This is a genomic window from Priestia sp. GS2 (genome assembly GCF_036409025.1).
In the GTDB taxonomy this organism is placed as follows: domain Bacteria; phylum Bacillota; class Bacilli; order Bacillales; family Bacillaceae_H; genus Priestia; species Priestia aryabhattai_A.
On sequence record NZ_JAZGJX010000001.1, the window covers coordinates 3,142,421 to 3,165,850 of the forward strand.

At 37.3% G+C, this 23,430-nt stretch carries 18 protein-coding genes and 1 riboswitch; of the genes, 3 read left to right on the forward strand and 15 right to left on the reverse strand.

What is annotated here, in order from left to right:
* Positions 1-78 precede the first annotated feature (78 nt).
* From aceA to V2145_RS15965, 6 genes are all read right to left on the reverse strand, one after another.
* Positions 79-1,359: an isocitrate lyase gene (gene aceA / locus V2145_RS15940; protein WP_222582609.1), complete on the reverse strand. Its 1,281-nt coding sequence runs from the start codon at positions 1,357-1,359 to the stop codon at positions 79-81.
* A gap of 399 nt (positions 1,360-1,758) precedes the next feature.
* Positions 1,759-3,018 carry a M48 family metallopeptidase gene (locus V2145_RS15945; protein WP_131888508.1) on the reverse strand — a complete coding sequence of 420 codons (1,260 nt, stop codon included), beginning with the start codon at positions 3,016-3,018 and terminating at the stop codon, positions 1,759-1,761.
* 183 nt (positions 3,019-3,201) lie between these two features.
* Positions 3,202-3,978, reverse strand: a complete 777-nt coding sequence (locus tag V2145_RS15950) for an enoyl-CoA hydratase-related protein (RefSeq protein ID WP_222582608.1) — start codon at positions 3,976-3,978, stop codon at positions 3,202-3,204.
* A 39-nt stretch (positions 3,979-4,017) separates the two neighbouring features.
* Entirely contained in the window at positions 4,018-5,556 is a 1,539-nt protein-coding gene (locus V2145_RS15955; RefSeq protein WP_311859400.1) for a fatty acid--CoA ligase family protein, read from the reverse strand.
* Between the two features lie 347 nt (positions 5,557-5,903).
* Positions 5,904-6,893, reverse strand: a complete 990-nt coding sequence (locus V2145_RS15960; RefSeq protein WP_094912727.1) for a lipoate--protein ligase — start codon at positions 6,891-6,893, stop codon at positions 5,904-5,906.
* 15 nt (positions 6,894-6,908) lie between these two features.
* Entirely contained in the window at positions 6,909-7,643 is a 735-nt protein-coding gene (locus V2145_RS15965; protein WP_210611367.1) for an MBL fold metallo-hydrolase, read from the reverse strand.
* Positions 7,644-7,865: 222 nt separating this feature from the next.
* On the opposite strand from V2145_RS15965, the gene yhfH reads away from it, so the two are divergent.
* Entirely contained in the window at positions 7,866-7,997 is a 132-nt protein-coding gene (yhfH, locus tag V2145_RS15970; protein WP_064484053.1) for a protein YhfH, read from the forward strand.
* Positions 7,998-8,175: 178 nt separating this feature from the next.
* Here the strand turns inward: yhfH and V2145_RS15975 are convergent, their stop codons facing one another.
* Both V2145_RS15975 and V2145_RS15980 read right to left on the reverse strand, forming a co-directional pair.
* The gene (locus tag V2145_RS15975; RefSeq protein WP_131888510.1) at positions 8,176-8,340 is read right to left on the reverse strand and encodes a Spo0E family sporulation regulatory protein-aspartic acid phosphatase; all 165 of its coding nucleotides are present in this window, start codon (positions 8,338-8,340) and stop codon (positions 8,176-8,178) included.
* A gap of 166 nt (positions 8,341-8,506) precedes the next feature.
* Entirely contained in the window at positions 8,507-9,688 is a 1,182-nt protein-coding gene (locus V2145_RS15980; RefSeq protein WP_330988002.1) for a M14 family zinc carboxypeptidase, read from the reverse strand.
* 244 nt (positions 9,689-9,932) lie between these two features.
* A riboswitch (purine riboswitch) is annotated at positions 9,933-10,034 on the forward strand.
* Positions 10,035-10,103: 69 nt separating this feature from the next.
* On the opposite strand from V2145_RS15980, the gene V2145_RS15985 reads away from it, so the two are divergent.
* Positions 10,104-11,294 carry a NupC/NupG family nucleoside CNT transporter gene (locus V2145_RS15985; protein ID WP_311859409.1) on the forward strand — a complete coding sequence of 397 codons (1,191 nt, stop codon included), beginning with the start codon at positions 10,104-10,106 and terminating at the stop codon, positions 11,292-11,294.
* 62 nt (positions 11,295-11,356) lie between these two features.
* Here the strand turns inward: V2145_RS15985 and V2145_RS15990 are convergent, their stop codons facing one another.
* The 3 genes from V2145_RS15990 to V2145_RS16000 all read right to left on the reverse strand — a co-directional run bounded on the left by V2145_RS15990 (position 11,357) and on the right by V2145_RS16000 (position 16,191).
* A complete protein-coding gene (locus V2145_RS15990) occupies positions 11,357-12,943 on the reverse strand; it encodes a response regulator (protein ID WP_330988003.1) in 1,587 nt (528 codons plus the stop codon).
* A complete protein-coding gene (locus V2145_RS15995) occupies positions 12,924-14,747 on the reverse strand; it encodes a sensor histidine kinase (protein WP_094912722.1) in 1,824 nt (607 codons plus the stop codon). Before V2145_RS15995 ends, V2145_RS15990 begins: the two co-directional genes overlap by 20 nt.
* A gap of 154 nt (positions 14,748-14,901) precedes the next feature.
* Positions 14,902-16,191 carry an ABC transporter substrate-binding protein gene (locus tag V2145_RS16000; RefSeq protein ID WP_094912721.1) on the reverse strand — a complete coding sequence of 430 codons (1,290 nt, stop codon included), beginning with the start codon at positions 16,189-16,191 and terminating at the stop codon, positions 14,902-14,904.
* Positions 16,192-16,779: 588 nt separating this feature from the next.
* Here V2145_RS16000 and V2145_RS16005 point away from each other — a divergent pair.
* Positions 16,780-18,924, forward strand: coding sequence for a peptidoglycan D,D-transpeptidase FtsI family protein (locus tag V2145_RS16005; protein ID WP_222582603.1), 2,145 nt, complete (start codon positions 16,780-16,782; stop codon positions 18,922-18,924).
* A gap of 36 nt (positions 18,925-18,960) precedes the next feature.
* On the opposite strand, the gene V2145_RS16010 is transcribed toward V2145_RS16005, so the two are convergent.
* From V2145_RS16010 to hemE, 4 genes are all read right to left on the reverse strand, one after another.
* On the reverse strand, positions 18,961-19,533 hold the full coding sequence (locus V2145_RS16010) for a TetR/AcrR family transcriptional regulator (RefSeq protein WP_094912719.1): 573 nt from the start codon (positions 19,531-19,533) through the stop codon (positions 18,961-18,963).
* A 122-nt stretch (positions 19,534-19,655) separates the two neighbouring features.
* Positions 19,656-21,092, reverse strand: a complete 1,437-nt coding sequence (gene hemY, locus V2145_RS16015; RefSeq protein ID WP_094912718.1) for a protoporphyrinogen oxidase — start codon at positions 21,090-21,092, stop codon at positions 19,656-19,658.
* 72 nt (positions 21,093-21,164) lie between these two features.
* Positions 21,165-22,112 carry a ferrochelatase gene (gene hemH, locus V2145_RS16020; protein ID WP_094912717.1) on the reverse strand — a complete coding sequence of 316 codons (948 nt, stop codon included), beginning with the start codon at positions 22,110-22,112 and terminating at the stop codon, positions 21,165-21,167.
* Between the two features lie 95 nt (positions 22,113-22,207).
* The gene (hemE, locus tag V2145_RS16025) at positions 22,208-23,251 is read right to left on the reverse strand and encodes a uroporphyrinogen decarboxylase (protein ID WP_094912716.1); all 1,044 of its coding nucleotides are present in this window, start codon (positions 23,249-23,251) and stop codon (positions 22,208-22,210) included.
* Between the last annotated feature and the right edge of the window lie 179 nt (positions 23,252-23,430).

Consider the following 23,430-nt stretch of genomic DNA (forward strand, 5'->3'; position numbering starts at 1 on the left):
TCAATTATATTAAAGGGGTAATTTTTACTCACAATAAAAAAACACAAGTGGCTTTCACTTGTGTTTTTGGTTTTTCTATTATTTGCTGGTAAACTGCTCTTCTTCCGTTGAACCTTTTAGTGCTGTTGTAGACGATGTACCACCTGATACAACTTGAGCAACCTCATCAAAGTAACCCGTACCTACCTCTCTTTGATGTCTTGTTGCCGTATAGCCATTTATTTCACTACTAAACTCTCTCTCTTGCAGCTCCGAATAAGCCGCCATACCTCTATCTTTATAGCCTCTAGCTAATTCAAACATGCTATGATTAAGCGCATGGAAGCCCGCCAACGTAACAAATTGAAATTTGTAACCCATCTTTGCAATTTCTCTTTGAAACTTTTCAATCGTTTTTGCATCCAGCTTTTTCTTCCAGTTAAATGAAGGTGAACAGTTATACGCTAACATTTTACCAGGGAACTTTTCATGAATTGCGTCCGCAAATTGTTGTGCTTGTGCTAAATTAGGCTCAGATGTCTCACACCAAATTAAATCAGCATACGGTGCATAAGCTAATCCTCTAGCAATCGCTTGATCTAGCCCTGCTTTTGTACGATAAAAACCTTCTGCAGTTCTCTCTCCTCTAATAAATTGCTTATCAACCGGATCAATATCACTTGTGATTAAATCTGCAGCATCTGCATCCGTACGTGCAATTAATATAGTAGGAACTCCCATAACATCTGCCGCTAACCTAGCAGCAATCAAGTTTTTAACCGCCGTTTGGGTAGGAAGCAAGACTTTTCCTCCAAGATGACCACATTTCTTCTCTGAAGATAACTGATCTTCAAAGTGAACCGCAGATGCACCTGATTCAATCATACCTTTCATCAACTCAAATACGTTGAGTTGTCCGCCAAACCCAGCTTCAGCATCTGCAATAATTGGAGCAAAGTAATCAACTTCTCCTTCTCCTTCTAGATGTTGAATCTGGTCGGCACGTTGGAGCGCTTGATTAATTCTTTTTACAACATGGGGAACGCTATTAGCTGGATACAAACTTTGGTCAGGATACATATGGCCGGATAAGTTGGCATCTGCCGCTACTTGCCATCCGCTTAAATAAATAGCCTTTAACCCTGCCTTTACTTGCTGAACGGCTTGATTCCCAGTTAATGCTCCTAACGCATGAATGTAGTCTTCTGTTTGAAGCAAATTCCAAAATTTATTGGCACCCCTTCTAGCCAATGTATGTTCAATATCTATGGAGCCTCTTAAACCAATTACTTTCTCTGCTGAATAAGGTCTTTCGATTCCACTCCAACGCTCATCATTTTTCCAACTATTCTCTAATTGCTTTACTCTTAAATCGTTCACTTTAATATCCCCCTTGCGATTTTCTCTTCTTTTTAGCTTTCCTATTAGCTACTAATTCGCTTGCATGCATTTGTTTAGAAACAATACATCAACTTTATAAGTGTGAGAGTTACAAGAATGAAAGTGGGATCTTATTCAGCGTATAGCGGGATGCATCCGCTTCTTTGTTAAGTAATATGAAATATTCCGCTATTTTTATAACTTTAAATGTTATGAGAACCACAACTCCTCCTTATCACTTTGTTATAAAACAGATAACCTTATACAAAAATTATTATATAACAGTATATTCAAAAGATGAACCCTTGCTTTTACAAATTTTCTATATAAGCAAGAGTTCTACGCCTAAAACCCTTGCTGTTAGTGGTTTTTCAGTAATATTTACTTTCCTTATAACAGTTATTCTTCTTTATTATGCTCTTCCATAAACTCGATTCTCTCTAAGATGGTTGGATGGCTATAACGAAATACTTTCACAAGAAACGGAGGGTTTACCTGAGATAGACCCGAACGACTAAGTTCTTGAAACGTTTTAATCGCAGCTTCCTTGTCTTCTGTTAATTCTAAAGCATACGTATCTGATTGCACTTCATGATGCCGGGACAATAAGTTTGTAGCTGGGCTAACCGCAAACGTAAGAACAGAGAGTAATAGCAAAATTAGCGGTAATGATGATACATCCTGCAACGATTTAACCTTTATATTAGTTCCCCATCTACGCATTATCATGTCCGCCAGCCTCTTTGTCACCCATAACCCAACCAAAGAAAGCACTAGAGCACTGGCAATTCCAACATAGATATGCTTTTTCACGTAATGACCCATTTCATGAGCCATGATAAATAAAATTTCATTATCACTTAGTTTATTTAAAGTAGTATCCCAAAGTACAATTCTTGAGTTTGCACCTATCCCTGTTACATACGCGTTCATTGAATTTGTCTTTTCGGACATATTCACTTCATATACATGATCCGTAGGAATGGACGCTTCATCTGCTAAGCGGAGAATTTTTTCTTCTAGCTGCTTATCTTTTAACGGATAAAAATCGTTATACAAAGGATCGATGACAACCGGCTGAATAAATGTGATAAATAAAGTAAAAGGAATTGATAATAACCATGCATAAAACCACCACCTGTTTGGGGACTTGGTGATTAAAGTATATAGAACAAACACGATTACCCACATCATAACAAGGCTTACCCAAAAGTCAGTGGTCACATCCTTCATCCAGCTTGTAAAAGGCTGCGTTGTAATATTATACGCCATCGATAATTTGTAACTAATCCAATCAAGCGGGAACGTAAATACTTGTAAAAGCAACGATAGCCAGAATACATAAATAGCAGTTTGCAAAGGCTTCATTTTTGTAATGTCTTTTGCCCACTTACTAAATTTACGCGAGAATCCTAGTACTAGAACTAAAACAAAGCTTAACCATTCATACGGCACAGAGAGAAAGAATAAAAAATCTTTTATTTGTGAGTATTCTTGCGCTAATACAAGCTCTCTTTCATTCATAAAAGTAGCCGGATCCGCACTTGTCCCTTTTAACGCATCAGGAATAGAAGTGTCGCTCCATTGAAATAAGTAAAGCCATATTAATACAGCGTATATAACAAATAGAATAAACGAACCAAGTACTATCTTCTTCATATAAACCCCTCCTTTTAAAACTTTCCAAAAGTGTACAAACAGTTATCAACTATTATTATTGTAGGTTTCATCCTGAGATTTAGAACAAGATTATTGAATTCTCTATTTTATATGGGAAGGTTCCCTTTTATCCCTTCTTATAAAAAAAGAACTGCCGCTATCGACAGTTCTTTTTCACTCTATTTATCTTCCTTTAAAAATTGGCTTTCGTTTCTCAGCAAAGGCTGTTAGAGCTTCAATACGATCTTCTGTTGGAATCGTTAACTCATAAGCTTTCCTTTCAATTTGCAAGCCTGTCTGCAAATCTACTTTCATTCCTTCTTTAATAGCAAATTTCGCTTGCTGCAAAGCAATTGGTGCATTTGCTAATATACGGCTAATAAAACAGTCAACAACATCGTTTAATTCGTGGAGCGGGCTAACCTTTGTCACTAAGCCAATCTTTTCTGCTTCGTGTGCTAGTAACCGCTCTGCTGTTAGAATTAGCTCAAGTGCTTTGGTTTCCCCAACAATGCGAGGTAAGCGTTGAGTTCCACCAGCACCAGGGATAATTCCCAAGCTTGTTTCAGTTAACCCAAGACCTACATCTTCCCCAGCAAATCGAAAATCACAGGCTAAAGCTAGTTCCATACCTCCACCAAAGGCATAACCGTTAATGATTGCAAGCGTAGGTTGTGGAAGTTGCTCAATTTTAGAAAACACTTCACCAATTTTAAAGATATTTCGCTTTACTTCTTGATCAGTAAGCGTTTTTCTTTCTTTCAAATCCGCTCCCACACTAAATGCTCTTTCACCTGCACCGATAAATTTCACAACTCGCACATCTGGATCAATACGAGCTTTTTCTATCACTTGCTCTAGTTCACATAGCATGTCGTAGTTAAATGCGTTCATCGCTTCCGGTCGATTTAAAATGATTGTGGCCACTTGTTTATCCTTATCATATACAATAGATTCCATAGTACCGCCTCCTATTGAAATCGCTTCCAATTATACGTTTTACTTTCCTAACAACTCTTTCCGTAAAGCCTTTCGCAAAATCTTCCCTGTAGCATTTTTAGGCAACTCATCTAAAAATGTAATACTGCTTGGAATTTTATATTTTGCTAAATGAATTTGACAGTAATCAAGTAAATCTTGTTCACCAATATTAACGCCTTTAGTTACAACGTAACATTTAATCTGTTCACCAAATACAGGATCGGGAATGCCAAGTACTGCCACTTCTACAATGTCAGGATGTGAATACAACACTTCTTCCACTTCTCTTGGATACACGTTGTAACCACCTACAATAATCATATCTTTTTTACGATCTACAATATAGAAATAACCTTCATGATCCATACGAGCCAAGTCACCCGTATACAACCATCCATTTCGAAGTGCGTGAGCCGTATCTTCAGGAAGCTTATAGTATCCTTTCATGACGTTTGCACCTTTTACAATTAATTCTCCCACTTCTCCTATAGGAACTTCTCTTCCCATTTCATCGACTACTTTGTTTTCGACATTCATAATTGAAGTTCCAATCGAACCAGGTTTGCGTTCTTTATCAATTGGGTTAAAGCACGTAACGGGAGACGCTTCTGATAAACCATACCCTTCAGCAACAACAACCCCAAATTGTCTCTCAAATTCTTTTAATAAAGCAACTGGCATCGACGCGCCTCCTGATATGCATAAACGCAGCGTCTTTACTTTTTCTTTTGCACCTTTGTTTGATTGCAAAAGAAAATTATACATCGTTGGTACACCAGCAAAAATTGTTGCTCGTTTCTCTTCTACAAGTTGAAAGAAAGTAGTTGGACTAAATTTAGGCATTACTAAAACTGTGCCACCATTCATCAGTGGGGCATTCAGTGCAACAGTTAAGCAAAAAACATGAAACATTGGCAGTGCTGCCACTACTCGATCTTCTCCGTTAATACTTAAATAATCAGCGACATCTTTAGCATTTTGATATACGTTTTGCTGAGTAAGCATAGCGCCTTTTGGTTTACCTGTCGTTCCAGAAGTATATAAAATTAAAGCTGTGTCATCTTCATCAAGTGTTGGGAAAATATATGTAACGTCTTGGTGTTGTACAAGAGATGAAAACGAATGAATGCCGTTTGAAGATAGAAGGTTGTGCTCTTGTTGAAGGTTACTTTCACAAACAATAAGATGCTGAAGCGACGAGATTTCTTCTTTTACTTCTTCTAATGAAGGGACTAAGAAATCAAGCGTAATGGCCACCTTTGCATCGCTGTTCTTTAAAATATAAGTAATTTCCCCTTTCGTGTAGGTTGGATTAATTGGGATAACTGTAGCACCAATTCTTAAAGCACCATATAATCCAATAATAAAATGCGGTGAGTTTCCAAGTAGTAATGCAATATGGTCGCCTTTTTGAACTCCTAACCTTTTTAAACCGTTTGCAAATAAAGTGATAGAGGTATCAAGATCGGCATAAGTGACTTCTTTATCTAAAAACACGTATGCAACCTTTTCAGGATACTGCTTCGCAGTGGTATGAAGCTGTAATGACAAATTCAATTCTTCTCCTCCTCTCGCCATAATGAATGAACAACCATTCATTATTTAGGCGTAATATTGGAAACATTCTTACTATATTATACTTTTTTTTATCTATCGTTGACAAGACTCTTATAAAGATAAGACTGCCTTTAAATTTCCCCCATTACAAACGATTACTGCAGCTATTCTAGTTCTCTTACTTTTCATAACTTCTTTACTTTGTCAGAACACCCTCGCTTCATTTCATCCTGCTTCCTAAATTGTTTTCACAATTAAAATAACCTGAATGCTTAAAAGTAAAAACCTTTTAAGCATTCAGGTTTATCATTGACTGAATTACTTATGCCCCAGCCTGCTTTATGCTCTTAATAAATTAGATCAATAAACTCTTCTTTTTCAACATTTCCAAAGTAGTGCTTCACATCAATATTGTCTAATGCTGCTGAAATGCTAGCTCTTTCATAACGGATATTTGTTAACTTTTCTTCAACTTCGCTAACATCCCCTACTCCAAAGAAGTCTCCGTAAATTTTACATTGTGTAATGGTACCTTTACTTACTTCTAAGCGCACATCAATTTGTCCAACTGGGAAGCGGTGAGCATGCTGTACGTTAAATTTTGGTGATTTCCCATAATTCCATTCCCACGTTTGATAACGTTCGTTTGAAATCTCGTTGATTTTCTCCCAGTCTTTTTCAGTAAGCTTATATTCTTTAATATTTTCTTCTCCATTAAAAATATAGCGTAAAATAAGCTGTTTAAATTCGTTTACTGTAATTTTGTCCGTTAGAAATTCACTGATATTCGCTACGCGACTTCGAATTGACTTAATACCTTTTGACTCAATTTTATCTTTTTTTACTTTTAAAGCAGATACTACATTTTCAATTTCAGAATCAAATAAAAGCGTTCCATGACTAAACATACGACCTTTTGTTGAAAACTGTGCATTCCCGGAAATTTTACGTCCTTCGGCTAAAATGTCATTACGTCCACTTAGCTCTGCGTTTACTCCCAGTTTTGCTAATGCTTCAATAACAGGCTCCGTGAATTTCTTGAAATTATGAAAACTTTCCCCATCGTCTTTAGTAATAAAGCTAAAGTTAAGGTTACCCAAATCATGATACACGGCACCTCCACCCGATAAACGGCGAACAACATGAATTCCTTGGTCTTCTACATACTTCGTATTGATTTCTTCAATGGTATTTTGATTTTTACCAATAATGATAGATGGTTCATTCACATAAAATAATAAATATGTTTCGTTAATATCTAAATGCTTCAGCGCATATTCTTCGATTGCTAGGTTAATCCTTGGGTCATGTATATCTCCGTTGTTAATATATAACATCTTTCTTTTATCCTCCTACTTATTCCATTGTAATCCTGAACTTGCTAGAAAAACGTTCCCTGTAAACTGATTTTGTGCTTCTGTCACTAATTGTTCTACATTTCCGTAGTGTGGCAAATGCGTTAACATTAGTTCTTTCACGCTAGCACCTTGTGCTAACTTCCCTGCTTCGGTACTGGTCATATGCCCTGCACCGCTTCCATTCTGGTGAGCATAGAAATTGCATTCACAGATTACTAAATCAGCTTGCTGTGAAAAAGGCACGAATTCATCAATGAAGCTAGAATCTGCCGTATACACGACAGTTTTATCTCCAGCAGAAATTCGCATTGCAAAGCATGTTACAGGATGCTTTGTTTGTAGAAATGTAATGGTAAATGGTCCAACTTCTAACGATTGATTAGGGTTATAAGAAATCCCTTTGGTAATGCCAGAATGCGTCAGCTTCTCAAACGCTGCTTGATCATATGTATGTCCATAAATAGGTAATTCTTTCACATCATTACCTAAGTGAGATTGAATTAATCGAGCATATTGAAGTACCCCAATATCCGCAACATGATCATGATGATAGTGAGATAAAATAACTGCGTCAAGATCTTGTGGAGCTACATAATTTTGCAACTGTGCAAGTGCTCCACTTCCACAATCCACCAACAACTTATAGCCATCATGTTCAAATAAATAGCTCGAGGTTGCTTCTGACACAGCAGGGTATCCGCCCCAAAAACCAACAACTGTTACTTTCATTCAAGTTGCCCTCCCTTTCTGAATGCCTTTAGCCCTAGTATACCCCAGACCTATTTAAAATCTAAACAAAAAAGAACGGAACAAGAATTAACAGATAACTAACTGTTATATAACAAATTACGTTTTTTTATAAAAATGGGCTGTTTTTGTTCTAAAACACAGTTGCTAAAATACATCTGTTATAATACAATGTTAATAACAAATTAAACGGAGGCGATGGAGATGTTAGAAAAAATGTCTGATTTTTTCAAAAAATTACCGACTAAAAAGTGCTTAGAATGCGGCCAGGAGATCGAAGAGCAGCATGAATGCTATGGAAATAAATGCGATAACTGTGTAGATGTTATGAAATAGTAAGCGGTCACATCAAAAAGGCTCTGTTTTATAACAGAGCCTTTTTGATGTGATTAACTTCATCACTTACGCTACTCTTTTCAATTATCGAACAAATAAAACTGTTCTCTTCCGAGTTTTAACACTTTAGTAGAGTCGTGCATACTCGGTTTGCTTACAGCGACAGAAAATCATTCATTTAATCACATGAATTCTTCAATTTTTGATACAAAAAAATTTTTTTATCTAACTCCTGGCTAACTTTTAAAATCGTGCCATAAGAGTACTCATTCGTTTCCTTTGCCAAGCGATAGATGATATCTTGTAAAGCTCGAATCTCCTTTTCTAACTGAGATTGTTTCATCCAGTTACTTCATCCCCTAGGTTTAATTTCAACTACTTCATAATACCATTAACACCCGTATAAATTCATAGTTTTTTTGTAATAAATGTCATAAATTTAGACCAATCAAAAAAAAGAGAGAGGTTTTTATTCTCTCTCCATTTAGTATATTCTATGAATTGTTATCTTATAGGCCTGGTTGATATGCGGTTTTGGGAATGTCATCATACTGATTTGAATTTAGCTTATAAACAGATTCGTCTGTTACACCATGTAAAATTCCATATAAGCCTGTTTCAACCGCTTTTACAAGTTGACCTTTTTTCTTTTGTCCAAATGTGTGAGTTTGACCTCGCACTTCAAATAAGACCGTTCCGCTTCCGTTTAATGCGAATGTACCAAGAGCTGTTCCAGGTAAGTCGATATTCTGATCATACAGCGTAATATTAGTAAAAGGTGAATTGCCAACCGCCTGCAGTGCATTATAAGCTGCTAAATTAAGCTGTTTAGAAAATTCAAGGTTGTAGTTTGATTGATATTCTTCATAACGCCTTTTATTAATATCAACAAATTTTCCTGAAAGTGACATTGTCACTAAATCGTCTGTTCCCTCTACATAATAAGTACCTTGATGATGCATATCAACAAAGACATCGACATTTCCGTGCTTTTCTTTTAAACCTTTATACACATCCCTTACAGTCTGAGCTTCTGGCGTGATGAACCATCCTGGATTTCCTGAGTTACCAGGAAAATCTTTGCTTGCTGGAACATAGTCTAAGTCGGGATTAAAATCTCTGTTTACATCAAAGCCTGGCTGATTTGTATAATTAAAATATTGATTGGTATACGTGTAGTAGTTCCATGAAGGTTTTGCATCTTTCAGTTGAGGAAAGGCCTGAGTAACTTCTTGCCAAGACAAATCGTTGCCACGGCGGTTAAGCTCAGACGCATCCGGATTCATCATTGGAAGGACAACTAACGTCATCTCCTCACGCATCTTTTTTGCTTCGGGTGAATTTGTACTAAGGTTTTGCAGAATGTTTAACAAAGCTTCCGTACCTGTTTTTTCATTACCGTGAATTTCTGTTTGAATAAGTACGATCTTTTTTCCAGTACCAACCGTTGCTTTATAAATCTCGAGACCACGATTAGAATGCCCTGCTACTTCTACTTTTACAGTGCCTTTAGACGAATGTTCAATCTGTTGAAGGCGCTTTCCCAACTCTGCATGATTAATAAATCCTGATACAGAATAGGATTGCTGTGTTGAGTTATTCGTTACATTATTTGCTCCCACATATGTAGGCCCCATAAGGCTTGCTCCCATAACAATTACACCAACTGCTGATAAAAGATGCTTTTTCATTTCTTCTCCATTCCCCTTCCACTTCTCTATTCTCTACATACTAAAGTTTCTTTACGAATTTTCCGTTTCCTTTTTTTAATAGAAAAATAGGAAATTTGACTTTTAAAATCCCAACCTTTTAACTAAAAGTCTGACTTATATTTTTATTAATGCCTTGTAAAAAATGAATATTTTCAATATATAAACTTCTTAATATCTATTAATTTAATGTTGTCATACAATAGTCATATTGATAGAATGAAAACACATTTTTATACGCTTCCTTTGTATAATCGCGATAATATGGATCGCAAGTTTCTACCTAACAACCGTAAATTGTTAGACTATAAGGGAAAGCGGTACGTATGAGGTAAGACTTACTGCTGCTTTCTCCTATAGCTTGGAGGAAGCAGTTTTTTTATAGGAGGATTCCATCATGTCTTATCTCATCGGTCTACTATCACTTGTAGCAATTTTATTTGTCAGCTGGCTTTTAAGTACAAATCGCAAAATTTTCCCTTGGCGTACGGTTCTCGTAGGTCTTTCACTTGAAATTTTGTTTGTACTCTTTGTGCTTAAAGTACCTCTAGGCCAAACTTTTCTTGAAAAAATGGCATTAGGTGTTCAAAAAGTTATTAATTATAGCAATGAAGGTGTTCAGTTTGTATTTGGTGGCTTTTTTGAAAACACCAATATTACTTCTGTGTTTGCCATTAACGTACTAACAGTTATTATCTTCATTTCAGCTTTAGTGTCTGCACTTTATTATTTACGAATCATTCCTTTTTTTGTCCGAATCGTTGGAACTATTCTAGGAAAAGCCCTTGGTACTACGCAAGTTGAAACATTTAATGCAGTTGGAAACTCATTTTTAGGGCTTGCTGAAGCTCCTTTACTTGTAAAGCCTTACCTTGACAAGCTTACAAGATCTGAGCTTTTTGCGGTTATGGTAGGAGGAACCGCTTCTGCTAGTGGAGCAATTCTTGTTGGATATTCTTTAATGGGAATTGATATGAAGTATTTGCTAATTGCGGTTTTTAGCGTTCCTCTTGTTTCAATTATTATTGCAAAAATTATGTTACCAGAAACCGAAGAGTCTCAAACAAAAGAAAACGTAGCAATGGAAAAAAGTAATCATGCAAATGTATTTGAAGCGATGGCAGATGGAACAGCAAGCGGCGTTATGCTAGCTTTAAACATCGGGGGCCTTTTAATTGCTTTCATTAGTATTCTTGCATTGGTTGACGGAGCACTAGGCCTTGTCAACATAGATTTAGCAACTATTTTTAGTTATGTATTTTATCCGTTTGCTATTATCATTGGTATTCCTGTCTCAGATGCTTTACAAGCTGCTTCTATTATTGGAACAAAGCTTGCAGCCAACGAATTTATTGCGTATTTAAGCTTAACTGAAGTCATGGATCAGCTATCGCCAAAAACTGTAGCAGTTCTTTCGATTGCTTTATGTAACTTTGCAAACTTTTCATCAATTGGACAGCTAATTATTGGATTAGGCTCTTTAGCCCCTTCTAGACGAAAAGATGTTTCAAAACTTAGCCTGCGCGCAATTATTGGTGGAACATTAGCTAGCTTCATTACAGCTATTCTTGTCGGTGTTTTTATGTAAATAGAAGTCTGACGACAGACGTCTAAGAAAAGACCCCCTTTTATCACAAAGGGGGTCTTTTCTCAGACCGATAGTTGACGATATTCATTCGGTGTTAATCCTTCTAGTTTCTTAAACACTTTGCGAAAATATTTATCATCTTGATAACCAATCATGTTTGCTACTTCATAAATTTTCAGCTGCTCATTTTTTAAGAGGGACTTGGCTTTTGTCATTCGAACTTTCACAATGTAGTCAGAGATGTTTTCCTGAAATTCTTGTTTAAACTTCCTTGAAATATACTCTCTACTTAAATAAAAGCGTTCTGCAATCTCTTGAAGCTTCACGTCTCGATCATAATTCATTTGTAAAAACTGCTCAATTTCATAAATTGTATCACGATTGCTTTTTTGCTTATCTCGCTTCACAATATTTAAAAAACGCACAATCTCTCTTTGTTTTCGGTTCATGTATTTCTCAAAATCAAACTTGCCTTTCGCATCAAAAAATGAAGCTAGCGCCTGCTCATAGTGACTTTGCGCATTATATAAAATTTCGTATTTCTTTAACCAGTGTTCACTAAGGAGCTGATACTCTTTTTCAATATGAAGCAACTCCTTTAAGGATAAGTAATTGGCCTGCTTCACAGCGTTCTTCACTTCATCAAAAATTGCTGTGAAAGCATCTATCTTGCCTACTTGCATTCCTTCTACGATTTTTGTATTGTAGTCCATCAAGTTTAATAATAGGCTACTTCCCTTTAAACGATCTGCTTCTTCATAAAACTCAACACAACTGTCAACTAGCACATTGCTCGCTAATAAAGCTGCCTTTGCTGTTTGATAGGATTCTAGCAATACTGAAACAGATTCAACGTGACGTCCCTTGGCAAGTGGACAACATACGTTGAAAGCTAAGAAAATCTGCTTGTGTAGCCTGTTCAAAAGCTGCTTAATTTCAGAAAAATGGTCCCAGAAGATTATTACGATTTCACCCTTTTGTGATAAATAACGAAAAGCCACTCCATTCTCTTTTTCAACTAAGAGCTCATTAGCCACGTTTAAAATTGAAAAATAGGCTAAGTCACGATCTCCACCAAATGCTTGGATTGTCGCTTCATCAACCCGAATAATAGCTACTTCATACTCACTGTTTGAATGAAAGCCAAGCTCTTCATATACCGTGTCTTGTAGCACGTAGTTATTGATAATTTGGGTCAGTTTGCGATCACGATACATAGGCTTCATCTCATTAATTAACTGATAGCTATTATTGTGCTGTTTTCGTTCATGCTCTTCTTTATTCCATTCGTTTACGGCTCTTTTTAGCGTATCGTTTAAGATTGAAGGATCAACTGGCTTTAAAATGTAATCTGTCGATCCAAAATGAATTGCTTTTCTCATGTAGTGGTAATCATCATAACCAGTTACGACAATGGTTTTGGTTTTAGGAGCATGGTGCTTCATCCATTCCAATAGAGCAATCCCTCCCATATTGGGCATCTTCATATCTGTGAAAACGATTTGTGGCTTTTCTTTCTCGATAAGCGCAATCGCTTGCTCACCGTTTTCAGCTTCAATAATACTTTCAATGTGATGTGCGTCCCAGTCGCCTAAGAGCTTAATTCCTTCACGAACGTGTTCTTCATCATCAACAATCAGAACTTTCATTATTATCATCTCCTTTATTTAAATCTCGTGGTAAGGTCATTTTCACTGTAAAATGTTCGTTTTCTTTACTTTCAATCTCCATCCTTGCTACGTTTTCATAGTAGATCAATAAGCGATCTGAAATGTTTTGCAAGCCTATATGCTCTCCTATATGCTGATTAGATAGCGCTAAACTTTCACGTAAGGATGCTAATGCTTTCTCATTCATCCCTTTTCCATTGTCTCTTACGCAAATTTGTATAAAGTGTTCGTTTATTAAAGAAGCTGAGATTGTTAGCTTTCCATCTCCTACCCTTGTTTCAAATCCGTGCTTAAAAGAATTTTCTACAAGCGGCTGTAAGATCATCTTTGGAACCAATGTGTGTTTTAACTCTTCGTCAATTTGAAATTCATACGAAAACTTAGAGCCAAAGCGCTGTTTTTGTAGTGCCAAGAATGCTTCAGCATGCTTCACTTCCTCAGTGAGTGTCACAATATCTTCCTTCATATTCATACTGTATCTCATCATATTCGAAAGGAGGGTTAGTAGCTTATAGACTTCGACAGCCTTATGCTTTAAAGCAAGCGTGCCAATCGATTGAAATGCATTGTATAAAAAGTGAGGATTCACTTGGGACTGCAGCACTTTAAGTTGCGTTGATTTATTTTCAATCTCCAAGCGATATTTTCGCTTAATTAAGTCATTAATTGTTTCGACCATAGATTTAAAATGCTGACCTAGCATACCAAACTCATCGTTACCTAGTGTTTTAAAACGGACAACAAAGGAACCTTTTTCAACTTCTTTCATATTTTGAATTAAAATTCGAATGGGCTCTGTAAATCGAACTGATACAATCAATGTAGCAATAATAATCATCAATAAAAACGGTACTCCGATTAAGACACTGATCAGAGCGGTTCTTCTTGCATCTTCATATAAAACACTATAGGGAATTCGCTTTACGATATGCCATTCATCAAATGGAGCTGCTAGTTTGTCATAAACGAGTACTCCCGAAAACTTTGAATCTTCCCATTCTACGCTATGAGACTCTTTGTTTTTCAGTTGTTGAATCCACTTATACTTTTGCGTTGTCCCAATTGCTTGTTGATCTGATGAATACATAATCATTCCCTCATCGTTAATTAAATAAAAATCTTCTTCTTCTTTATTGTACAAGCTGTCTGAAGTAGATTTAACTTTAGATAAATCAATGTCTATTGACAGAAAGCCTAACAAGTTGTTAGAAGGAACTTCATTAATCATGTGGTGAAAGCTAATGACTTGCTTTGGATCAGAATCTAAAATGGTTGATAAGTTATTGTAGCTGTATACTGTATGAGTAGGTTCAATTAATAGAAACCGCTGTTTTTCTTTTAACCTAGCATAATAAGAATGTGAATAAATATCTTCATATTTTTTTCGACTGCTAATTTTAGAATTGTATACCGTATAAGAATCTTGTCCGTTTTCAATATATAAATGAAGCTGCCTAATTTCTGGTCGCGTATTAAATAAATAAGATAATGTTCTTCGGACTTCTAACTGACTTGCTCCTAAATCATTATTTACACCTTCTTGTAACACTTTAATAAATGGATAATAGCCGTATAAACGCGGTGTAATATCGGAAATTTCCTGCAAGTATGTGCTCAGGTCTTCACTGCCGCTTTTGACTACCTGATAGTTAGTTGAAATAAAGCGGTTTTTAACAGTTTCTTTTGTATATTGATAAGTGAACGCATTGGAGATAATAAACGGTACAACAGTCGCAATGAGTAGAAACAAAATAAGCTTCTTGCGAATGCTCCACCCCTTCATCACAGCCCTCCTTCTTCTTACTATTCTATAAATTATATTGCATTGCTATCATTATACAATAAAAGCGCTTTCAATCTACTTTTTTTTTACAGTTTCATCACAAAAAGCCTTCTATATGTCTACTCTAATCATACAGAAGGCTTCCGTTTTACGTTTATTTTTTCATTTTCGCCCAGATTTCATCTAACTTTTTCAAGAACTCATCTTCTGAAATTTGATCTCCTGCATAAGATTGCATTGCTGCTCCAATTTCTTGTACAGCACCATCTGGATACTTAAACCAGTTCCACGATAACGTTTTACCTTCGTCAGAGTATTTTAAGATATCGTCTGATAAAGAGTCAATTCCTTTTCCATCAATGCTCTTAAATGCCGGAATAAATTTAAATTCTTCTACTAAGAATTTTTGTCCTGTTTCAGACGTTACCAGCCAGTTTAAGAATTTTTTTGCTTCTTCTTTATCAGCTTCTGGAGCATTTTTATTAACTACCCAGTTATTTGGTACACCAACTGCTAGCTTATCATTTTTCTCTTTGTCATCACTAATTGGCATTGGGATAAAGCCCATTTTCATATCTGGATTAATTTTTGTAATCATATTTACAGTCCAGTTTCCTTGCTGCATCATTGCTGTTTCTCCAGCAGCAAATTGCGTTACTTGCGTATTATAATCCGTTGTTAACGGATTTTTATTTCCATATTTTAGCGTTAAGTCAAATAAATCCATAAATTGCTTAAACGTTTCGTTACCTTCAAACTTTGCAGTACCGTCATTTAATCCTTTAATGAAAGCATCAGGATCATCCTGCTGAGCTACTGGAATGTTAAACAAGTGATTTCCTAATACCCACCACTCACCATATCCATTTGAAAATGGGGTAATTCCTTTTGCTTTTAACTGCTTAGACGCTGCTTCTAACTCTGATAATGTAGTTGGTAACTCTTTTATACCAGCTTTTTCAAATAAATCTTTATTGTAAATAAAACCGTATCCCTCAAGGTTTAAAGGCTGACCATAAATCTTTCCATCCACTGTCATCGGCTCTTTCGCAACGTCATACAAATCATCAACCCAAGGTTGATCAGAAAGATCTTCTAGCTTTTCTAACCATGTTTGTGCTTCCTGGAAGCCACCGTTATTAAACAAGTCTGGCTCGTTACCAGAAGCAAACTGTGCTTTTAAAGCAGCACCATAATCTGCGCCTCCGCCAACTGTTTGAATATTAAAAGTAACGTTTGGGTTTTCTTTTGTATATGCATCCGTTACTTCTTTTAACTGTTCAGCAATCTCCACTTTAAACTGGAACATATCAATTACGACTTCGTCTCCTGAACTTCCGCTTGACTTTGCTGTTGACTCTGAACCAGAATTTGAACATGCAGTTGCAAATAACAATGATGAAGCTAGTACCCCGGATAACAATGTAAGCCTTTTCATTTTCATTTTATATACCCCCTTGATTGTCAGGACCTTAATTCCATTGTACTGATTATAGGTAATTTGAATAGGAGACAATATTGAACAAAAGAGTGGAAAATATTGATGACCTGTTCAAGTCTCAAGAATTGTTGGCCATATTCTCTAACTCTTCTATCAATGGAAAACAAATAATTTGAAGAAAAATCAAAACTCGTTGATTATGTCCTGCCCTCTTTCATACCCCAACTACACTAGAAATAATTGATTTCCTCTCATTCCAAAAACAGTGATTGAAATGAAAGAGGGTGAGACTCCTGCAGGATTAGCGAGCAGGCGAGACCCCGCAGTTTACGAGGAGGCTTGGCGCTCGCCCTGCGGAAAGCGAGCAACCTCGAATGAAAATCACTACTTGTTGTGTGCGCTCTTCACTCTCCCACTCTATTTTAAACGACTAATAACCCAAACCTTTTTTCCCACATTATGATAATGCGAAAAATTGGATGCGATTAATTTCTTATAACTATTCCACCTAATAACAAATTTAGACATAATTATGTTAAGATGTAAGATAGTAGATTTATAGCTCTATTTTCAATAAGTGAAGGTGTTTATATGAAACAAAAGAAAAGAAAAAGAAATCATGTCTCTTTACGCGTCAATATATTATTCTTTATTGTATTTATCCTATTTTCTGTTCTCATTTTGCGCCTTGGAATTGTCCAAATCGTTCATGGTGAAAGTTATAAACGTGAAGTCGAAAAAACCGAAGACGTCACCGTTAATACGCCCGTACCGAGAGGGAAAATGCTTGACCGATACGATCGTGTTATCGTGGACAATAAACCTTTAAACGCGGTTACTTATACCCGCTTAAAAGGCGTAAAACAAGAAGAAAAGCTCAAGATTGCGAAATCATTAGCTAAAATAATTGATCTTCCTGTCACAACAAACGCGTTTGGCGACGAGAATCAAAAAAGCGATGATAAAAATATCGTTAAGCTCACTGAACGTGACTTGAAAGATTATTGGATTGCAACAAATCCAGAAGAAGCAAAGAAAAAGATTACCGATAGCGACTTGAAGAAAGTAGAAGATGGAAAACTTAAAGAAGAAGACCTTTACCCTCTACAGCTAAAGCGCATCACTAAGAAAGAACTTAATACCTTAAAAGATGATTTAGAAGTCATTGCTATTAAAAGTAAAATGGAAGCTGGCTATGAGCTAACACCTCAAATTATAAAAAGTGGATTAAACGACCAAGAAATGGCCGTTATTAGCGAACGGCTCTCTGCTCTACCTGGCGTCGATGTGACAACCTATTGGGACCGTATGTATACATATGATAGTCTCTTAAGTACGCTACTCGGTAACATCACGTCTGCTGATGAAGGACTTCCGCGCGAGAATTTACAGTACTATTTATCACACGGCTACAGCCGAAATGACCGCGTTGGAAAAAGCTATTTAGAAAAGCAGTATGAAAACGTATTGCGCGGACAAAAAGCTCGCATTCAGCACGTTACGGACCGATCTGGAAACATTCTAGAAGAGAAAGTTGTCTCGGAAGGTCAACGTGGGAGCGATTTAGTCTTAACCATTGATATGGAGCTTCAAAAACAAGTCGAAGAAATTTTAACTAAGGGATTGCTAAATGCAAAAGCAGCCAAACCTGGAACTAGCAAATTAGATCGTGCATTTATTATTATGATGGATCCACATACTGGTGAAATTTTAGCTATGGGCGGGAAGCAGCTTGTTTACAATGACAAAAGTAGCAAATTAGAAGTAAAAGACTTTGCGCTCGGTAATATTACTACCTCTTATGAAATGGGATCAACTGTTAAAGGTGCAACCATTTTAGCCGGATTGGATTCTGGAGCCATTAACTTAGGCACTGTATTTTATGACGCTCCGATGTACTTTAAAGGCGGTGGCAAGAAGCAGTCTTCTCACCCAATTGGATCTGCTGGTATCGGTCGAGCTTTAGAACAGTCTTCTAACGTATACATGTATAAAACCGTTTTAAGCATGGCTGGAGAAAATTATGTACCGCATGGTGGTCTTAATATTCCTCGAAAAACGTGGGATCAGCTTCGTTCATACTACAGCCAGTTTGGCTTAGGCGTTTCAACAGGTATTGAGCTAGACAACGAAACTACAGGGATGATTGGAAGTGACTATTCTTTACCTGGTAAAGCGCTCGATTTGGCAATCGGCCAGTATGACACGTATACGCCTCTACAGCTCGTTCAGTATACAGCTACTATCGCCAACAACGGCTACCGGTTAAAGCCTCAGCTTGTGAAGGAAATTCGTGAGCCTGAACTTGATACGGAGCTTAAAGGCAGTGTACAAAAATCCGTTGAGCCGGAAGTATTAAACCGAATTACGATGAGCCAAGAAGAAATCAATGCTGTGAAAGCTGGATTCCGCCGCGTAATGACAAACGGAACTGCAAAAAATGAGTTTAGTTCAGAGCCCTATAAGCCTGCCGGCAAAACAGGAACAGCTGAGACTTACAACCAAGGGGTAGCCGTTCGTAACTCTAACTTAATTGCCTACGCACCTTACGATAATCCAGAGGTTGCAATGGCGGTTGTTGTACCATCTTCTTACGTAAAAGGCCCTGGACATGCGTTAAATAGACAGTTAGGTCAAGCGGCTCTACGCGCTTACTTTGACTTAAAGAAAAAAGGCGAACAAGAGCTAGGTGAGAAAGAAAAGCAGCAAGAAGAACATAACCAAACAAACGATTAACGAAAAAGCCGGACTTTAATGAAGTCCGGCTTTTGTTTATTTAGTAAATAATCCTCTTAGAAAATAGAGCTCAATCAGATCTGAAATTTGTTGCTCAGATAGCGGCTGATGCTGTTTTTCCCAATCATAAACTAAAGCAACATACATTTTCACAAGTAAAAATGCCGTCACTTCTGGGTCACAGCTTTGAATTTCACCTTTTGCAATCGCTGCTTCAATTCTCTTTTTTATATACGTCAAAATTTCATTTTCAACTTGCACCAATACGTCTTTAACAGCTGACGTACCCATTTCCTGTTCCTGAACGAGCTTAAGCATAAGCTGATGCTCTGTTCGAAATTGGAGCATGCGATAAATAGCAGCTTGAGCATTTTCAAAAAACGTTCGTTCAGAAGAGATTGCTGACTCTGCTTGTTGCAGCATATCCCGAATCATTCTAGATACAATTTCATCAAAAAGCTCTTCTTTATTTTTAAAAAACGTATAGATGGTTCCTTTTCCGACATTGGCCATTTTAGCGACTTGGTCCATTGTCGTTGCCTTATAGCCAAACAGTGAAAACGATTTTGACGCTGCGTCTAGCACCGATTGCTTTCGATCAATCGCCAATTGATACACCCCTCTTTTTTGACCAAATGAATATTATGGTCAATTAGTACGTTGTAACTATAGCATAAATCTGTTATACTACGCAACCTCATGAAAGTTCTTACAGAAAAAGCGGAGCAGATTTACTTCTGCTCCGCTTTTTCTGCTTGAAAATATTTCAAGACTTGCTTCGCTGCATCCTCACCTTGTTCGATACAGTCGGGTAATCCTAGTCCTTCATAAGAGCTTCCTGCTAGATATAAACCTTTAAGCTGTTCTTCAATAGCTTGAGTAATTTCTTCTAAGCGCTCTTGATGCCCAACCGTGTACTGAGGCATTGCTTTTTTCCATCTCGTCACCACATAGAATTCTGGCTTTTCCGTAATCTGCATAATGCGATTTAAATCCTCTAATACCACTTGGACAATTTCTTCATCCGACTGGTCAACAATGGCTTCGTCTCCTGCTCTTCCCACGTAACAACGCAGTAATACTTTACCGTCTGGAGTAGAATGAGGCCACTTTTTATGTGTCCATGTACACGCTGTAATTGTATAATCACTGTTGCGAGATACAACGAATCCAGTACCATTAATATCTTCTTTCACTGCTTCTTTAGGAAAAGCCATTGCTACTGTAGCAACAGAAGTAGACGGCATCTCACGAAGCGGCTCAAAGATTGGGTAGTGAGACAACATTGATTGAGCAGCGAAGTGAGGAGAAGTGATAATGACTGCATCAGCTTTCATCTCTTTTCCATTGCTCAATGTTAAATCATATTGTTCACCCATACGATTTACTTTTTCAACTTTAACTCCTTTGACCACCGCCAACGGGTCAAGCTGCTCTTCAATTGCATCAACAAGCGACTGCAGACCTTTTTTCAATGTTAAAAATGCACCTTGTTTTTTTGCATTAGCATCTTCAGCCTGCTTAGGTTGAAGTTCTTTAAACTTCTTCATGCCAACAATTAAACTGCGGTGTCGCTGCTCTGCATGTAAAAACTGTGGAAATGTTGATTTTAAACTCAAGCGGTCAATGTCTCCCGCATAGATTCCAGAAAGCAAAGGCTCAATTAAGTTTTCAACAACTTCATCGCCTAAGCGTCTTCTAAAAAACATGCCCAGTGATTGGTCTCCTTCATGCTTTGTTTTGGGAATGACAAAATCGGCAGCAGCGCGTAGTTTACCAATGGGAGAAAATAGACCCGTTGTTACAAACGGAGAAATCTTTGTTGGCACACCCATTACGGCACCTTCTGGCATTGGATGAAGGTTCTCTTTTACCAGTACATAAGACTGTCCGGTTGAGTTATGAACAAGTTCATCTCCTAACCCTACTTCTTTTACCAGCTTAGAGCCAGGTAATTTGCGTGCTAAAAAGGAATCGGGACCTCTTTCAATTGTAAAACCATCACGGGTTACAGTTTGAATTTTCCCTCCTAATCGATGGGTTGCTTCAATTAATTGAAATTCATACGGCAGGCCTTTCTCTTTAATCGCTTTTTGTAGGTAATAGGCAGCTGAAAGACCAGTTATTCCACCACCGATGATAACAATCTTTTTGTTTGCTTCCGTCATGTAATCATCGCCTTTTCATTAAATTCAATAGAAAGAGAAGCGGCTAAGGTTATAGCTCGCTTCTTCTATTTTTTATTGATTTTGAGATTCGTTATTTACTTTCTTTAACACTACTGTTGCTAATGCATCAATAAATTCAGGCTTTGCATTCGGCATTTCTGGACGATAGTAGTTTGCACCTAATTCATCCGTTACAACCTTGCATTCATAATCATTATCGTACAACACTTCAAGATGATCCGCAATAAATCCTACAGGTGTATATACGAAAGAACGATAGCCTTTATGCTCATACAAATCACGTGTTAAATCCTGTACGTCTGGACCAATCCATGGATCTGGCGTATTGCCTTCACTTTGCCATCCCACTTCGTAATTGCTAACTCCCGCACCTTCAGCAATAAGATCCGCTGTTTCCTGTAGCTGCTGTGGGTAAGGGTCTCCAGCCGCAATAATTTTCTCTGGAAGACTATGAGCTGATACAATGAGTACGGCTTTTTGTTTTTCAGCGTCTGACATTAAATCAAACGTTTGTTTAACTTTTCTAACCCAATAATTAATGAACTTAGGCTCTTTATACCAGCTTTCAATTGAATGAATAACCAAGCCGCCTAGTTTTTCAGCTGTTTCTTTTGCACGACCATTGTAAGATTTCACACTAAACGTTGAAAAATGTGGAGCAAGCACAATGCTAACTGCTTCTTTAATCCCATCTTTGTGCATCTGCTCTACTGCTTCTTCAACAAATGGCTCAATATGTTTAAGGCCCAGATAAGCCTTAAACTCAATGTCGTCTTGAATTTCATTTAAATGCTGCTCAAGACATCGCATTTGCTCTTCAGTGATTTTCGCTAACGGTGAAATGCCTCCTATTGCTTCATAACGCTGTTTTAAATCTTCAAGCGCTTCTTCAGATGGCTTTCTTCCTCTTCTGATATGCGTGTAATACCTTTCGATATCTTCTTCTTTATATGGCGTACCGTAAGCCATTACGAGTAACCCCATGACTTTTTTACTCATGATTTACACCTCTTTGTTAAAATCCGTCTGTTCCTATATTTTCTCATGAACAAAAATGAAAAAACAAAAAATAAGGCTCTGTTTTTTTTGACAATTTATTGTCTATTTGCTGAATATTCATGAATAAAAGCAGTAAGCCTTTTCAACGTCTCAGGATTAACCTGTGGAAATACACCGTGTCCTAAGTTAAAGATATACCCGTCTTGTTGCATTCCTTGATCAAGGATCGCTTTTGCACGTTCTTCGATTACTTCCCAAGGAGCTAGTAAAATTGCTGGATCTAGATTACCTTGCAGCGTTTTAGTTAGACCAAGCTCTCGTGCTTCTTGAACCTGCATACGCCAATCAAGACCTACTACGTCTAGAGGAAGGTCGTGCCATTCTTTTGCCAAGTGACTTGCCCCTACGCCAAACATGATAAGCGGAACATTCTTTTCTCTTAGCTCTGTAAAAATCCGATTCATTACTGGTTTAATAAAGTAGCGATAGTCTGCTACGTTTAACGCGCCGACCCATGAATCAAAGATTTGAATAGCCCTTGCTCCAGCATCTATCTGTGCCTTTACATATGTAATTGTCATATCTGCTAACTTATCCATTAATGCAAACCAAGCCTTTGGCTCTGTATACATAAATGCTTTTGTCTTATTATAATTTTTAGAAGGGCCGCCTTCAATCATGTAGCTAGCTACTGTAAAAGGTGCACCAGCAAATCCAATTAAAGGAACGTTCAGCTGCTCCGTTGTTAACAGCTTAATTGTATCTAATACATAGGCTACATCTTCTTCAGGTGTAATATACCCTAAGTTTTCAACATCTTGCATCGAACGAATTGGGTTTGAAATCACGGGACCAATACCTGTTTTAATCTCAACATCCACTCCAATTGCAGGAAGCGGTGTCATAATATCTTTATATAAAATAGCTGCATCGACTCCGTACTGCTCAACTGGTAAGCGCGTCACATAAGCCCCTAATTCAGGCTGATGCGTAATTTCAAACAGTGAATACTTTTCCTTTAAAGCACGATATTCCGGCTGAGAGCGGCCTGCTTGACGCATATACCAAACTGGTACATGATCTGTCTTTTCTCCTCGGCATGCTTTTAAAAATGTATCATTCATCAGTTGTTGATTCATGGCTTCCACCTTTCTCTATCTGTTCATCTCAAGTACTATTTGTTTTTCCTAACCAAACTTGTCCTCAATACTAACCGCAGCCTGATAAAAACTGCGGTTTATCTCTTTTCTCTACTTGTCACTATACTCATTTCTGTATCCGTTGTATAGACACCTGCTCAAAATGTCAAAAAATCGAC